The following is a 14,883-nucleotide window of genomic DNA, read 5'->3' as shown; positions in this document are numbered from 1 at the left end:
CAGAAGCAAACTGCTTCGCCGCCAGCGGCGCACCGCCCTCGTTCGTGAGGCGTATATAGTCGCCACCAACCAGAACTGTCAACAGTCATCGACGATGTTTTTGAACTTTTTGCGACAGAAGTTTGGCGCCGGCAGACTGCCCCAGGGGAACATTGGCGTTGCCAAAAAGGAGCCCTATTGCCGCCGCATTGCCGTTCGACACCAAGGCCAACAAAGAAGGGCTCGGCGCGGCCCGCGAGGTGCCTTCCTATAAGAGCCAAAGCGGGGTCTGCGCATCCACCGGTTCGGACCCTCCTACAAGAGGATAAAGTCGCCTCTCTATAAGGGGCTGTAAAACAGAGCGTGTGCGTGGGGATTTCGCCGCTTCGTTGACTTCACTCGCCGTGACAGGCAAATGTCATGGCCCAACAGAAGCGAAAAGCCGTTCCGCCCGGGGAAGAAGCAGCCTTTCTGGATGCCAGACACGGAAGATGTCATAGCCGAACTCGGCAATGAGCCGCCGCTGATCGCGGATGGCCGCAGCGGCCCGCCCGACCGGCGCGAGGTTTCGGCGCGCTGGCTGTCGGGCACCTTTCTTACCGGCGTGACCTCGAGTGTGCTGATGGGCGTGGCGTTGTTTGCCGCCCTTGACGGCCGCCAGCAGCTGGCAACCCCGCCCGAAATCGCCGAACTGGCCCAGCTCGAAAGCGGCGGCGATTCCGGCGAGGTCGCCAAGACCACCAGGCTGGTGGCGCCGCGCCAGATCGCCAAGGCCAAGGACCGCAGGCGCATGGAAGTGTCGATGGTGACCAAGGTCGGTGACCGCGACGTTATCCACACCATGCCGTTCGTGCAGATCAAGATGGCGCTGGCCGCCGGCCACACCACCAACCGCGCCTATCCGCCTTTCGACCCGATGCAGGTGTTCGGCGACGATGGCGACTCAACGCCGGCGCAGCCGGCGACGGCCTCCGCAGTTGGCGGCCAGATCTACGGCGCCAAGGTCGAAAGCGAGATGAGCCTCAAGACGGTCGATTTCCCGGTCGAGACGGCCTCCTTCGACGAAAAAAGCGACCTGTCCGCCGACGAGGTTGAAAAAGTGGTGCGCGAAGCCGGCACCGACCTCAGCGACGGCGCCGTGCAGGTCGCCTCCCTGCATTATGTCGACCCGCAGCGATTCGGCGATGCCTTCGCCGAATCGATGGCCGGCTCCTACGACGTCAAGATCGTGCCGGAAAACGTCTCGGTGGCGCCGCGCGTCGCGCTCGACGACCAGACCCCGGCTTTCGCCGAGGAAATCATTCCCTTCACCAGGGACCGCGACATTGCCGAGGCTTTCGCCGATTCGGGCTATACGGGCGATGACGCCACCGGCATGGCGGAGGCGATCGGCAAGCTGCTCAACGCACCGGCGCTGAAGACCGGAACCGTGCTGCGCGTCGGGCTCGAGGTACATGGCGACGCCGCCAAGGTCGTTCGCACCAGCGTCTATGACAAGACAACGCACATCGTCACCATCGCGCTCGACGACCGCGGCCAGTATGTGCCGGCGCAGGAACCGGAGCCGAACCCCGAATTGCTGACCGCGTTCGACGATTCGTCGGCGCCGGTGGTGGTGCGCGGCAATCTGCCGAACGTCTATGACGGCATCTACCGCGCCGCCTATTCCTACGGCATGTCGAAGAAGCTGACCCAGCAACTGGTCAAGCTCCTGGCCTCCGGCGTCGACTTCCAGTCCAGGCTCAATCCATCGGACCGCATCGACGTGCTGTTCTCGCAGCCGGACGGCGACGACCAGGCCTCCGACGAATCGGAACTGCTCTATGTCTCGTCGACCTTCGGCGGCCAGACGCGCAATTTCTACCGATTCCAGATGCAGGACGGCTCGACCGACTATTTCGACGAGGACGGATCTAGCGCCGAGCAGTTCCTGTTGCGCAACCCCCTGCCCGCCGGGAAATTCCGCTCCGGCTTCGGCGCCCGCCGACATCCGATCCTCGGTTATGTCCGCATGCATACCGGCGTCGACTGGGCGGCGCCGATCGGAACGCCGATCATCGCCGCCGGCAACGGCACCATCGAAAAGGCCGGCTGGGCCGGCGGCTACGGCAAACAGATCATCATCCGCCATGCCAATGGCTACGAGACCTCCTACAATCACCAGAGCGCCTTTGCCAAAGGCATCGAACCGGGCGTTCATGTCCGCCAGGGCCAGACCATCGGCTTCCTCGGTCAGACCGGCCTCTCCACCGGCCCGCATCTTCACTACGAGCTGATCGTCAACGGCACCAAGGTCGACCCAATGCGCGTGCGCCTGCCGGTCGGCAAGGTGCTGAAGGGCGACGACCTGGTCGCTTTCAAGCGCGAGCGCGAGCGCATCGATGAACTGCTCAAGCAGGAAGACAGCAATCCGCTGAAGGTCGCGAGCGCCAAGATCGAAGGCTAATGCATGTCGCCCAGAAGTGTGCCGCGGTTCTGGGACAACGACATGCCTCAAAACAAACACTTAAAGCGCGTCGTATGAATCCGTTTCAGCGCGACGCGCTTTAAGCCGTCACACTCGACGCCGGCGAATCATAATTCCCCATCAGAGCATTCCGAATCGGGTCGGCTCCGAATCAGGTCGACTGCTTCTCTTCGGCTCGTGACCAAGGCAGCTTTTGCCCCGAAACGGTGGCCCAGGCGATAACAGCGGCAAGCAGGCAAAGCACGGCCGTCACTGTCGACACGGCCGCGAACGCCGAATCGCTGGCGGCGCGCCGTGTTGCATCAAGGTCTGGCGCCAGGCCGGCCAATGCCGGTTCTCCGAACCCCGGAATGCCCGGCCTGACGCTGGTATCGAGCATCGTCGAATAGACCCAGGCCGCGAGCGAGCCCATCGCCGCCACAGCAATCAGCCCGCCAATGCGCGAAACCGCATTGTTGATGCCGGAAGCGGCGCCGGTATCCTTGTCCTCGACCGCGGTCATGACGGCCGTCGACAGCGGCGACACCACCAGCGCCATGCCGAGCCCCATCACCGCCATCAGCGGAAAGATACCGGTCCAGAAATTGTGCATGCCGGCATGAGTGAGCAAAGCCAGCCCGGCAAAGGCGATGGCGACCACCAGGCAGCCGCTGGCGATCGGAAAACGCGGACCGATGCGATCCGACCACTGGCCGACGAGACCCGACAGCAGCGCGATCGACGCCGACAGCGGCAGGAAGATGAAACCGACCTCTTTGGTGCTCAGCCCCCATCCGGCGATCAACAGCATCGGCAGGTAGAAGAGATTGGCCGACAGCGCGAAATACAGGAAGAAGGTGGCGAGGTTGGCGCCGGCGAAGGCGCCAATCCGAAACAGCTTAAGATCGATCATCGGCTCGCGCTGCCGAAGCTCGAAGACGATGAAGATGATAAGCAGCACGGCGCCTGCGGCGATGCTCGGCCCCGACATCAGCCCGCTGCCTTCGGCGCTCATCGAGGTTAGTCCGTAGGCAAGCGCCCCGAAGGCAAGCGTGGCGAGAGCGGCGCCGCCGAGATCGAGGCTTCGCTGCTCCGTCGGCGCGTCGGCGGGAATCTTGGCCAGCAGGAGATAGATCGAGATCAGCCCGAGCGGCAGGTTGACGGCGAAGATCGCCCGCCAGATACCGCCGCCAAAGGCCGACAGAACGAAGCCGCCGAGCACCGGACCGAGCGCCGTCGTCAGCGCCGAGGCGGCGGCCCAGATGCCGATCGCCCGGCCGCGCTCCTTCTTCGGATAGGCCTTGGCGATGATGGCGAGGCTGCCCGGCACCATGATCGCCGCACCAATGCCCTGAATGGCGCGAAAGGCGATGAGCACCAGCGCATTCGGCGCCACCGCGCAGGCCAGCGAAGCGACGATGAACAGCGCAATGCCGGCAACGAAGGCGCGCCTGAGGCCAAACCGGTCGCCGGCGGCGCCGCCGGCCAGAATCAGCGCCGACAGCGTCAGCGCATAGGCGTTGGAAATCCACTGGACCTCGGCCAGGCTGGCGCCGAGGTCGACGCGCATTGCCGGCATGGCAATGGCCAGGATCGACCCGTCGATGAAGCCGAGCGCTGACGCAAGGATCGCCGCTACCAGCACGAACTTGCGCTGCGACTGCGGGCAAAATGTACCGTTGGAAAGCGCCCTGCTCAGGGGAACGGCTGCGGCTTCGCTCGGAGACTTCATGAGCGTCTGCTTAGACTTGTTGCGGGCCGGCAACAACCAGCCAGCACCCTGCGCTCATGAATCCAGCTTTGGATATCGGCCTGCCTTATGGGCAGGCCGATATCACTGCGCTGGAGCGCTCACTTGCTCCGCAATATCATCGGCCGAGGGACCGCCGACGAACTCGACGGTGACGCCCGGCGACACCAGCTTGGCCAGTTCACGCGCATCCCAATTTGTCAGGCGCACGCAGCCATGGCTTTCGGTCTTGCCGATCTTGGAGGGATCGGGCGTGCCGTGAATGCCATAGGTCGGCTTGTCCAGCGCAATCCACACCGAGCCGACCGGGCCGTTCGGACCCGGCGGGATGGTCAGGATCTTGTCGTTCTGGCCCTGCTTGAAATTGATGCTGGGGTTGTAGGTGTAGTTAGGATCGAGCGCCACGCGCGACACCGTATGGGTGCCGGTCGGCGAGGGCGTGTCGGCTGAACCGATGGTGGCCGGATAGGCCGCGACCAGCTTGCCACCGGCGTCATAGGCGAACACCTGCTTCTTGTCCTTGTCGGCGACGATGCGGGCAACCGGCGTCGCCACCAGCCTGCCGAAATTGGCGACCTTGATGATGGTGCCGGGACGGCTGAAGTCGGCCTCGGGATTGAGCCCCTTCAGGTAGTTCTCGTCCATGTGGAACCGTTCGGCCAAGGCTTCGGTGACGGAGGTGTAAGCCATGCGGTCGAGCTGCGCCTTCTGGCTGTAATCCTCCGGTATCGAGGCGACATAAGGCCCGGCCGCGTCTTCGGGCGTGATCGTATAATTGGCGAAAGCATCGCCACCGGTTTGCGCCAGCGCAGCCTGGATGCCGACCGCGTCGGTCGAGCGCAGATTGCTGCCGGTGATCTGGTTATAGGCGGCAAGCGCCTTGTCGACATTGGAGCCGAAGCGCCCGTCGACGACGCCGGGTGAAGCGCCGGCGCGGTCGAGCAGCACCTGCAAGGCGGCTACATCCTGGCGTGCGCCGAGTGAAAGCGAGGGATCGACCACGGTCTTGCCACCGGCTTTCGGCGGCAGCGCGGCCTGGTCGGCGGGCGCCGCCGGTTCGGCGGGATCGATAGAGGCTTCGTTCAGCGGCTGGCGCTTGACGGGCCGCGGTTCAGCGGATTTCGGCGCTTCCGGATAGGTGTCGCTGTCATTGGCATCATCCTGCGGAGCGGCCCCCAGGAATCTGTCGCTTTCAGGATCGTATTCATCAACCGGCGGGCCGGGGATTCGTCCCTGATCGTCCAGTTGCCTGCGGCGGAAACGCGCCATGTCTTCGGGATCGTCGAGATAGTAGCGGTCGTCGTGTTCGACCGGTGCGCGTCCAAGCTCACGTGCCCGCATTTCCCGGCGCAGCGCGCGGCGGTCGAGCCTGGTCTGCGGCGGCTGGATGGCGATGACCTTGCCGGTCTCGGCATCAACGATGACGCGGTTGCCCCTGGCGTCGTAATAGATGTCGAGATTGCCGTCCTGGGCAAGCACAATGCCGCCGCTATCGGCGGCGCGGACGGCCGGCAGTGCGTTGTCCACAGTCGGCGATGCCATGGCGCTGGACGTGAGCAGCCCGGCGGCGAGCACCGAAAAGGCAAGGATCGTGCGGAACATGGTGGTCAAACTCTCCGGTACTTACAGCGCCGCGCGTCCGTTTGGACGCGCAAAGGACGCTGTAACACTTCATGTCTGCGCATGATCCTTTCCGAAAATCGAATTTCGATTTTCGGGGTCATGCGTAATTGCCGCCGCCCGGCAGTGTTCCCACCAGAACGTTCTCGCCACCGTTTGGATGCGCAAGGAACGCCCTGATCGTCAAAAGCCTGCAGGCAAACCCCTTCGCCAGCAAACCACAACATAAGCTTTCCAACATGAACCGGGCATGAAGATGGCGGATTACTGGTTGCTACAGGCCCAATTCCTTGCGCGTCTGCTTCGTCAGCTTGAGGACGACGAGGCGGTGGCTTTCGCCGAGATAGTCCTTCAGCGCATCATCATCCATGCTCTGGCTTGTCTGACGCTGGATCCATTTCATGCCGCGCGAGGCGAGATAGGGCGCCGGCCGGCAGCCGGGCTGATCCTTCAGCACGTCATAAGCCATTTCAGAGCATTTGAAGGTGACGAAGACGCCACCCTCCCGGTCATGGCCGGCGATGGTGAAGACCTTGCCACCGACTTTCCAGACATCGGCCCCGCCCCACTGCACGACATGCGTCGTCTGCGGCAGCGAGGCGCAGAAGCTGTTGTAGTCGTCCAGCGTCATCTGCACCCCCATCAAAGGATTGTTGTTTCATAAGAAAATGCCGCGCGTCCGGTCGGACGCGCGGCGTTGGATCAGGCTGCCGCGTCGGTCGGCACCACAGTGGGCCTGGACCGGAAATTCAACCGGTCGGAGCCGGCGGTGACCTTGACGGTCGAGCCGTCGAGTATCTCGCCAAGCAGGATTTTTTCCGCCAGCGGATCTTGCAGGTCCTTCTGCATCACCCGCTTCAGCGGCCGCGCGCCATAGGCCGGGTCGTAGCCCTTCGCCGCCAGCCAGTCGATCGAATCCTGGTCGAGCGACAGTGTGATCTTGCGGTCGGCGAGCAGGCTTTCCAGCCGCTTGAGCTGGATCTCGACGATGCGGCCCATATCCTGCCGGCGCAGCCGGTGGAACAGGATCACCTCGTCGACGCGGTTGAGGAACTCCGGCCTGAACGAGGCTCTCACCACGCTCATAACCTCGTCGCGCACGGCATCGACGTCCTGCTCTTCGCCGAGATTGACCAGATATTCGGCGCCGAGGTTCGACGTCATGACGATCAGCGTGTTGCGGAAGTCGACCGTGCGGCCCTGCCCGTCGGTCAGCCGCCCGTCGTCGAGCACCTGCAACAGCACGTTGAAGACATCCGGATGCGCCTTCTCGATCTCGTCGAACAGCACGACCTGATAGGGCCGGCGCCGCACCGCTTCGGTCAGCGCACCGCCTTCCTCATAGCCGACATAACCGGGAGGCGCTCCGATCAGCCGGGCGACCGAGTGCTTCTCCATGTATTCCGACATGTCGATGCGCACCATGGCGCTCTCGTCGTCGAACAGGAAATTGGCCAGCGCCTTGGTCAGTTCGGTCTTGCCGACGCCGGTCGGTCCGAGGAACATGAACGAGCCGATCGGCCGGTTCGGATCCTGCAGCCCGGCCCGGGCACGACGCACGGCCTTGGACACCGCCTGTACCGCTTCGCCCTGGCCGACGACTCGCTTGCCGATCTCGTCTTCCATGCGCAGCAGCTTGTCGCGCTCGCCCTGCAGCATCTTGTCGACCGGAATGCCGGTCCAACGCGACACGATATGGGCGACGTGGTCGGGCGTGACCACCTCTTCGACCATGCCGGCCTTGCCGTCCTGGGCTTCGGCTTCCTTCAGCTTCTTTTCCAGTTCCGGGATCTTGCCATAGGCAAGCTCGCCGGCGCGCTGGAATTCACCCTTGCGCTGGGCAATGGCGAGGTCGTTGCGGGCCGCGTCGAGCTGCTTCTTGAGGTCAGCGGCGAGGCCAAGCTTCTGCTTCTCCGACTGCCATTTGGCGGTGATCTCGGTCGATTCCTCCTCGAGGCCGACGAGTTCCTTTTCGAGACGCGCGAGCCGGTCCTTTGACGCCTCGTCCTTCTCGACCTTCAGTGCCTCGCGCTCGATCTTGAGCTGCATGATGCGGCGATCGATCTCGTCCAGCGCCTCGGGCTTGGAATCGACCTGCATCCTCAGCCGCGACGCGGCCTCGTCGACAAGGTCGATCGCCTTGTCCGGCAGGAAACGGTCGGCGATGTAGCGGTTGGACAAGGTCGCCGCCGCGACCAGCGCCGAATCCGAGATGCGCACCTTGTGGTGCTGCTCGTACTTCTCCTTGAGGCCACGCAGGATCGACACGGTATCTTCCACCGATGGCTCGTTGACGAAGACCGGCTGGAACCGGCGGGCAAGGGCCGCGTCCTTCTCGACATGCTTCCTGTATTCATCGAGCGTGGTCGCGCCGACGCAGTGCAGTTCGCCGCGCGCCAGCGCCGGCTTCAACAGGTTCGAAGCGTCCATGGCGCCATCGGCCTTGCCGGCGCCGACCAGCGTGTGCATCTCGTCGATGAACAGGATGATGCCCCCGGCCGCCGAGGTGACTTCGTTGAGCACGGCCTTCAGCCGCTCCTCGAACTCGCCGCGATATTTGGCGCCGGCAATCAGCGCGCCCATGTCGAGCGCCATCAACTGCTTGTCCTTCAGCGATTCCGGCACGTCGCCATTGACGATGCGCAGCGCCAGACCTTCGGCGATCGCCGTTTTGCCGACGCCCGGCTCGCCGATCAGCACCGGGTTGTTCTTGGTACGCCGCGACAGCACCTGGATGGTGCGGCGGATCTCGTCGTCACGGCCAATCACAGGGTCGAGCTTGCCGGCGCGGGCATCGGCGGTAAGGTCGCGCGCGTATTTCTTTAGCGCGTCATAGCCCTGCTCGGCGCTCGCCGAATCGGCGGTACGGCCCTTGCGGACGTCGTTGATCACCTGGTTCAGCGCCTGCGCTGTGACGCCGGCCTTGGACAGGATATCGGCCGTCTTGGCCGACTTCTCCATCGCCAGCGCCTGCAGCAGCCGCTCGACCGTGACAAAACTGTCGCCGGCTTTCTTGGCCAATTCCTCGGCGGTCGAAAACACCTTGGCCAGCGGCTGCGCCAGATAAAGCTGGCCGTTGCCGCCTTCCACCTTGGGCATGGCCTCAAGGGCGGTCTCGACGCCAAGCTTGACGTCGCGCACGTTGCCGCCGGCGCGCTCGATCAGCGAGGCGGCCAGCCCCTCGTCGTCATCGACGAGGACCTTCAGCATATGTTCGGGAGTGAATTGCTGGTGATTGCGCGAGAGCGCCATGGTCTGGGCGGACTGAATGAATCCGCGGACGCGCTCGGAGTATTTCTCGAGGTTCATATCTGTCTCCTTCCATCACCGGCCCGCTTTGCGGCACCGGATCAGATTGCGGTGACGGACCCGCTCATCCGAGCCGGGTCCAGTTCACGCCAGATATGGGGCGCAAGCCATTGCCGCTCAAGACGTCCGGCTGATGATATTGCATGGCCGAGCAAACGAAAACGGCGGAGATTTCTCTCCGCCGTTTCATCGACTTATGGGTCAGTTGTTGGCGTCGACGGCGAACGGGTCGCCGGCAGGGCTTTCGGCCGGCGCCGCATCCACCACGTCAACAGCGGCAGCGGTCTCGCCGGCGCCATCCACCACCTGGCCACCACCAGACTGTTCGTCACCGACCTGATCGGCATTGTTGCGCGGGCGGCGCGGACGCCGCGGGCGACGGGCAGCGCCGCTCTCGGTGGCTGCCTCATTGAGTTCGGCCCGGGCGGCAAGAGCCGCCGGCGACAGGTTTTCGTACAGCGGCGCCGGCTCGGAGAAACCGCTCTCGGCTTCGGGCTCAACGGCGGAAACGGTTTCCGCCTGTGCCGGGGTTTCGGTGAAGCGCTGCTGGTCGCCGCGCTGGCCGTTCTGCTCGCCACGCTGGGCAAAGTCGCCACGCTGGTCGTTCTGGCCATAGCCGCCATTGGGGCGGCGGTCACGGTTGCGGCCATTGTTGTCGCGGCCGTTGTTGTTGCGGCCATTATTGTCACGGCCATTATTATCACGGCCACTGTTGTTCTCGCGGCCGTTTTCCTGGCCGTATGCGAGTTCGGCCGGCGTGCCCTCAATCGTCGGCTGCGGACCGTTGCCGTGGTTCGCCATCGGCGCTTGCGTCTCGCCGCCATTGCCGCTGCCGGCATTGTCAAAATCGTCGCGATCTTCATCGTCGTCGAATTCGTCGCGGTTCTGCGGGGCATTCTGGATCGGCATCTGCGCCTGTGCGGCGGCAATGATGCGGTTGTAGTGCTCGGCGTGCTGGAGGTAATTTTCCGCCATAACCCGGTCGCCGGAGCTTTGCGCATCACGGGCCAGAGTGGCGTATTTTTCGGCGATCTGCTGAGCCGATCCACGGATTTTCACGTCCGGGCCGTTGCTCTCGTAGTTGCGCGTCAGGGGATTTGGGCCCTTGCGGTTGTTGTTGTTGTTATTGTTGTTGCCACCGCCGCCGCCATTGTTGTTGCGACCGCGCATGCGCCTGTTCTGCTGTTGTGGCCTCATAAGACTCTCTTCATTTTGAAATTTTCGAAAAACGTTTCACGAACGGAGGCGCTCATGCAGCCAGCCGTTTCGTTTCTTCACCGGCGTTCGCCCGCATCAATTGCGTTGGCGCCACGTGTCATCCTGTTCCGGTTACATCACTTGCCGGACGATTCCCGCACGAAGCTTGGGCGTCGTTTGCGCAAGAAGGCAGCTATTTCCGAGGAAAACCGAATCGCTAAGAGCACTGCCTGCTTCGTCTCATCCGGTTAGGGCGGACCCTAGCCGCATTCCCCGGCATTGCCAAGCGCTTTTTTGCACTGCGTCAAGGCTTTCCCTGTTCAAACATAAGAACCCTGTCGTTTCCGCCAAGGTCGACAAATGCCCCGGCCAGCCTGTAGCCGGCTGCCGCGAATATGTCTTTGACCTCATTGCGCTGCGTGTGGCCGATCTCGACCGCTATCTTGCCTTGTGCTTCCAGAAACTTTGCCGCCTCGGCGGCGATGATCCTGTAGGGGCCAAGACCGTCCACACCGCCATCAAGGGCTCTGTGCGGATCGAAATCGCGGACCTCGTCCTGCAGATTTCCAATGTCTCCAGACGATATATAGGGAGGGTTTGCGGCAATTACATGGTATCGGCCCGAAACTTTTTCGAACCAGTCAGACTGCAGCCCCACGAACCGGCCGGCGAGTCCGAGTTGCTCGGCATTGCGTATCGCGGTTGCCAGCGCGTCTTGTGAAATATCGACCCCGGTGGCGGTCGCGGCCGGAACCGCGCTGAGCAGCGCCAGCGCAATCGCGCCGGTACCGGTGCCGAGATCGAGGATACGGCATTCCCCCAGCCTTTCGGCCGTCGCGCCGGCAAAAGGCAGGATCGCCTCGACCAGCGTTTCGGTGTCCGGCCGCGGCTCCAGCGTTTCCGGCGACAGCGACAGCCGCAGGCCGTAAAACTCGCGAAACCCGAGGATGCGGTGAACCGGTTCGCCGGCCATGCGGCGCTGCAGAGCAGCGCCGATTGCGGCAACCGCACCCGCATCGACCGTCCGTTGCGGGTCGGCGATCGCCTGCGTACGGTCCATGCGGGAAAAATGCTCGACGATCAGCCTGGCATCCAGCGCCGGGTCGGAAAGGCCGGCCGCGGCAAGCCGCTCCCGCGCCACCCGCAACAACGGCCCGAGCGCGCCGGGCAACATGTCAGCCATCGAGGCCAATATCGGCGAGCAGCTTCGACTGATGGTCGGCGATCAGCGCATTGATGACCTCATCGAGCTCGCCCATCATCACCCGGTCGAGCTTGTAGAGCGTCAGGTTGATACGATGGTCGGTAAGGCGGCCCTGCGGGAAGTTGTAGGTGCGGATGCGCTCCGAACGGTCGCCCGAACCAACCTGCGATTTGCGTGACTCCGAGCGCTCCTCGTCCGCCTTGCTGCGCTCGAGGTCGTAAAGCCGCGCACGCAGAATCTGCATGGCTTTCGCCCGGTTCTGATGCTGCGACTTCTCCGCCTGCACCACCATGATGCCGGTCGGCAAATGGGTGATGCGCACCGCAGAATCGGTGGTGTTGACGTGCTGGCCGCCCGAACCCGAGGCGCGCATCGTGTCGATACGGATGTCTTCGGCGCGAATGTCGATGTCGACCTCTTCGGCCTCCGGCAGTACGGCAACCGTCGCCGCCGAAGTGTGGATGCGCCCGCTGGCCTCGGTCGCCGGCACGCGCTGCACGCGGTGCACGCCGGATTCAAATTTCAGATGGGCAAAGACGCCCCTACCGGAAATGGTGGCGATGATTTCCTTGAAGCCGCCGGCATCGCCGTCGCTGGCCGACACCGTCTCGAAGCGCCAGCCGCGTTCGGCGGCATAGCGCTCATACATGCGAAAAAGGTCGCCGGCAAACAATGCCGCCTCGTCGCCGCCGGTGCCGGCGCGGATTTCAAGGATGGCGTTCTTGTCGTCGGCCGCATCCTTGGGCAACAGCAGGATCTGGATGTCCTTCTGCAGCTCTTCGATACGCGCTTCGACGCCGGGCAGATCTGCCTCCGCCAGGGCCCGCATCTCGGCATCGGTGCCCTTGTCGGCAAGCATCGCCTCGAGGTCGGCTTGCTCGCGCTCGACTGAGCGCAGTTCCCTGACCTTGGCCACCATGTCCTGCAGCTCGGCATATTCCGAGGCCATCTTCACATAGGCATCGGCCGCCGGGCCGGCCGACATCTGCGCTTCGAGCATCTCGAAACGCTTGACGACCTGATCCATACGCTCGCGGGGAAGATTGACCATGGCTAATGCTATAGCGGGATGGAGCGGTCGTCGGCGAAGGCCTGCAGCAGCGCCCGCATCGGCAGCCCTTGAGCTGGCGCCATCAGATTGTCGGCAAAGAAAGCCTCCAATTCCTCCAGTGGCAGTTCGGTCAACATCGCCTTGACCGGGCCGATCGAGGCTGGAGACATCGAGATCGAGCGGTAGCCAAGGCCGATCAGCGCCATGGCGGAAATGGGTTTTCCGGCAAGCTCGCCGCACAGCGTCACCGGCGTGTGGTTGCGAACCCCGGCGTCGGCGATCTGCTTCAGAACCCGCAGGAAAGGCGTCGAAAGCGTGTCGAAGCGGTCGGAGAGCTGCGTGTTCCCCCGATCGACCGCCATGACGAACTGGAACAGGTCGTTGGAGCCGACCGAGACGAAATCGACCGCCTTCATCAACTCGTCGAGTTGGAACAGCAGCGACGGCACTTCCAGCATGGCGCCCACCTTGAGGCTGGTCGGCAGATGGTGGGCAAAGCGGGAGAGATGCCGCACTTCGCGGTCGATGATCTCGCGCGCCTGGGCGATTTCGCCGAGTTCGGTAACCATCGGCAGCATCAGCTTCAGTTCGCGCCCGCCGCAGGCCTTCAGCAGAGCGCGGATCTGGGTCCTGAGCAGACCCGGCCGGTCGAGCGTCAGCCGGATCGCGCGCCAGCCGAGCGCAGGGTTTTCTTCCTGGATGGCGCCCTTGAAGTAGGGCAGCACCTTGTCGCCGCCGATGTCGATGGTGCGGAAGGTGACCGGCTTGCCGCGCGCCGCGTCCAGCACGTCGCGGTAGAGCCGCTCCTGCGCCTCGGCACGCGGGAAGGTCGAGGCGACCATGAACTGCAATTCGGTGCGGAACAGGCCGATGCCGGCCGCACCCGCCTCGGCCAGCTGCGGCAGGTCGACGGCCAGGCCCGCATTCATCAGCAGGTCGACCTGGACGCCGTCCTTGGTCACCGACGGCTTCTTGCGCAGTTCCCGGTAGACTTCCTGCCGGCGCGCCCGGAAGCGCACTTTTTCGGCATAGGCAGCTTCGAGGTCGGGCTGCGGCCGCAGATGGATGGTGCCTTCCTCGCCGTCGACGATGATGGCATCGCCGTTTTCCGCCATGGAAACGGCGCCCTTCATCTGGCCGGCGACCGGAATGCCCATGGCGCGCGCTACGATGACGACATGGCTGGTGGCAGCGCCGTCTTCCAGCACCACGCCGCGCAGCTTGTCCCTGGGATAATCAAGCAGTTCGGCCGCGCCCATCGAGCGCGCGACCAGGATGGCATCCTTCGGCAGTGACGCCGCGACGTCGTCAGGCCCGCGCCCCATCAGCTGGCGCAGCAGCCGGTTGGCGAGATCGTCGAAGTCGCTCATCCTCTCGCGCAAATAAGGATCGGTCATGTGCAGCATGCGGGCGCGCATGTCGCTTTGGACCTTTTCCACCGCCGCTTCCGCTGTCAGGCCGTTGCGGATCGCCTCTTCCAGCCGGCGCACCCAGCCGCGGTCGTTGGCAAACATGCGATACGCTTCGAGCACCTCGCGATGTTCGCCCTCGAAGGCGACATCGCGCCGCTCCAGCATGTCGTCGATAGAAAGCCTGAGCGAACCGAGCGACGTCTCCAGCCGGCGCACCTCTTCCTCACTGTCCTCGTTGAACAGATTGGTGACGACGATGCGTGGCTCATGCAGCACGACATGGCCGAGGCCGACGCCCTCGTTGAAGGACAGGCCGGTAAAGCTGACGGGACGGCGCAGATCGAGTTCGAGGCCGGGCCGGGTCAGGCGAGCGAGATCGCCGGTGGCGATCATCTCGGCGATCACCATGGCGGTCGTTTCCAGCGCCTCGACCTCGTCGTCGCGGTAGTGGCGCATGGTCTTGTTCTGCACCACCAGCACGCCCAGCGTGCGCCCTGCCCTTAGTACCGGCACGCCGAGGAAGGAATTGTAGATCTCTTCGCCCGTCTCCGGCAGGTAGGCGAAGGCCGGATGTTCCTGTGCATTGGAGAGGTTGAGCGGCCGCGCGCTCGCGGCAATGGTGCCGACGAGGCCCTGCCCCAGCCGCAGTTGCGCCAAATGGACGGCGTTCGGGTTCAGACCTTCGGTGGCATAGAGTTCGAGCACCGAATCGGCGCGCAGCACATAGAGGGAGCAGACCTCGGCGACCATGTTGGAGGCGATGTCGCGCACGATCCGGTCGAGCCGCTCCTGCGGCTCCAGCGGCTCCTGCATGAGCTCGCGGAGCCGTTTCAGCAGAACGCGCGGGCCGCTGGCCGTATCACGCATCGCGGCTTCTTCTCCAATGGGCATTTTGCCCGCCGCAGTTTCCACTGC

Annotated in this window: 9 protein-coding genes; 1 reads left to right on the top strand and 8 read right to left on the bottom strand. The window is 63.9% G+C overall.

Features of this window, described 5'->3' with window-relative positions; translation table 11 throughout:
- Positions 1–454: 454 nt before the first annotated feature.
- On the top strand, positions 455–2,425 hold the full coding sequence (locus NKH54_RS09290) for a M23 family metallopeptidase (protein WP_023701439.1): 1,971 nt from the start codon (positions 455–457) through the stop codon (positions 2,423–2,425).
- A 172-nt stretch (positions 2,426–2,597) separates the two neighbouring features.
- On the opposite strand, the gene NKH54_RS09285 is transcribed toward NKH54_RS09290, so the two are convergent.
- The 8 genes from NKH54_RS09285 to ptsP all read right to left on the bottom strand — a co-directional run bounded on the left by NKH54_RS09285 (position 2,598) and on the right by ptsP (position 14,835).
- Positions 2,598–4,157 (bottom strand): MFS transporter, encoded by a 1,560-nt coding sequence (locus NKH54_RS09285; RefSeq protein ID WP_023731035.1) that lies wholly within the window; start codon positions 4,155–4,157, stop codon positions 2,598–2,600.
- A 102-nt stretch (positions 4,158–4,259) separates the two neighbouring features.
- On the bottom strand, positions 4,260–5,777 hold the full coding sequence (locus tag NKH54_RS09280; RefSeq protein WP_353028087.1) for a L,D-transpeptidase family protein: 1,518 nt from the start codon (positions 5,775–5,777) through the stop codon (positions 4,260–4,262).
- Between the two features lie 292 nt (positions 5,778–6,069).
- On the bottom strand, positions 6,070–6,426 hold the full coding sequence (locus tag NKH54_RS09275) for an MmcQ/YjbR family DNA-binding protein (RefSeq protein ID WP_023685771.1): 357 nt from the start codon (positions 6,424–6,426) through the stop codon (positions 6,070–6,072).
- Between the two features lie 71 nt (positions 6,427–6,497).
- Positions 6,498–9,104, bottom strand: a complete 2,607-nt coding sequence (clpB, locus tag NKH54_RS09270) for an ATP-dependent chaperone ClpB (RefSeq protein ID WP_023672968.1) — start codon at positions 9,102–9,104, stop codon at positions 6,498–6,500.
- A 201-nt stretch (positions 9,105–9,305) separates the two neighbouring features.
- Positions 9,306–10,301, bottom strand: coding sequence for a DUF4167 domain-containing protein (locus NKH54_RS09265; protein WP_352638161.1), 996 nt, complete (start codon positions 10,299–10,301; stop codon positions 9,306–9,308).
- Positions 10,302–10,605: 304 nt separating this feature from the next.
- On the bottom strand, positions 10,606–11,484 hold the full coding sequence (prmC, locus tag NKH54_RS09260) for a peptide chain release factor N(5)-glutamine methyltransferase (RefSeq protein ID WP_023832523.1): 879 nt from the start codon (positions 11,482–11,484) through the stop codon (positions 10,606–10,608).
- Positions 11,477–12,556: a peptide chain release factor 1 gene (gene prfA, locus NKH54_RS09255; RefSeq protein ID WP_023672971.1), complete on the bottom strand. Its 1,080-nt coding sequence runs from the start codon at positions 12,554–12,556 to the stop codon at positions 11,477–11,479. Before prfA ends, prmC begins: the two co-directional genes overlap by 8 nt.
- A gap of 8 nt (positions 12,557–12,564) precedes the next feature.
- The gene (ptsP, locus tag NKH54_RS09250; RefSeq protein ID WP_023693992.1) at positions 12,565–14,835 is read right to left on the bottom strand and encodes a phosphoenolpyruvate--protein phosphotransferase; all 2,271 of its coding nucleotides are present in this window, start codon (positions 14,833–14,835) and stop codon (positions 12,565–12,567) included.
- Positions 14,836–14,883: the final 48 nt, after the last annotated feature.

The organism is Mesorhizobium sp. M1004 (assembly GCF_040318795.1).
Lineage (GTDB): Bacteria > Pseudomonadota > Alphaproteobacteria > Rhizobiales > Rhizobiaceae > Mesorhizobium.
The sequence above is the reverse complement of the archived record's forward strand: the minus strand, read 5'-3'. Positions and strand labels throughout refer to the sequence as shown.

Coding starts and splice junctions, on each gene's coding strand:
- NKH54_RS09290 (WP_023701439.1), top strand. CDS start 455: ATGCCAGACACGGAAGATGTCATAGCCGAACTCGGCAATGAGCCGCCG.
- NKH54_RS09285 (WP_023731035.1), bottom strand. CDS start 4,157: ATGAAGTCTCCGAGCGAAGCCGCAGCCGTTCCCCTGAGCAGGGCGCTT.
- NKH54_RS09280 (WP_353028087.1), bottom strand. CDS start 5,777: ATGTTCCGCACGATCCTTGCCTTTTCGGTGCTCGCCGCCGGGCTGCTC.
- NKH54_RS09275 (WP_023685771.1), bottom strand. CDS start 6,426: ATGACGCTGGACGACTACAACAGCTTCTGCGCCTCGCTGCCGCAGACG.
- clpB (WP_023672968.1), bottom strand. CDS start 9,104: ATGAACCTCGAGAAATACTCCGAGCGCGTCCGCGGATTCATTCAGTCC.
- NKH54_RS09265 (WP_352638161.1), bottom strand. CDS start 10,301: ATGAGGCCACAACAGCAGAACAGGCGCATGCGCGGTCGCAACAACAAT.
- prmC (WP_023832523.1), bottom strand. CDS start 11,484: ATGGCTGACATGTTGCCCGGCGCGCTCGGGCCGTTGTTGCGGGTGGCG.
- prfA (WP_023672971.1), bottom strand. CDS start 12,556: ATGGTCAATCTTCCCCGCGAGCGTATGGATCAGGTCGTCAAGCGTTTC.
- ptsP (WP_023693992.1), bottom strand. CDS start 14,835: ATGCGTGATACGGCCAGCGGCCCGCGCGTTCTGCTGAAACGGCTCCGC.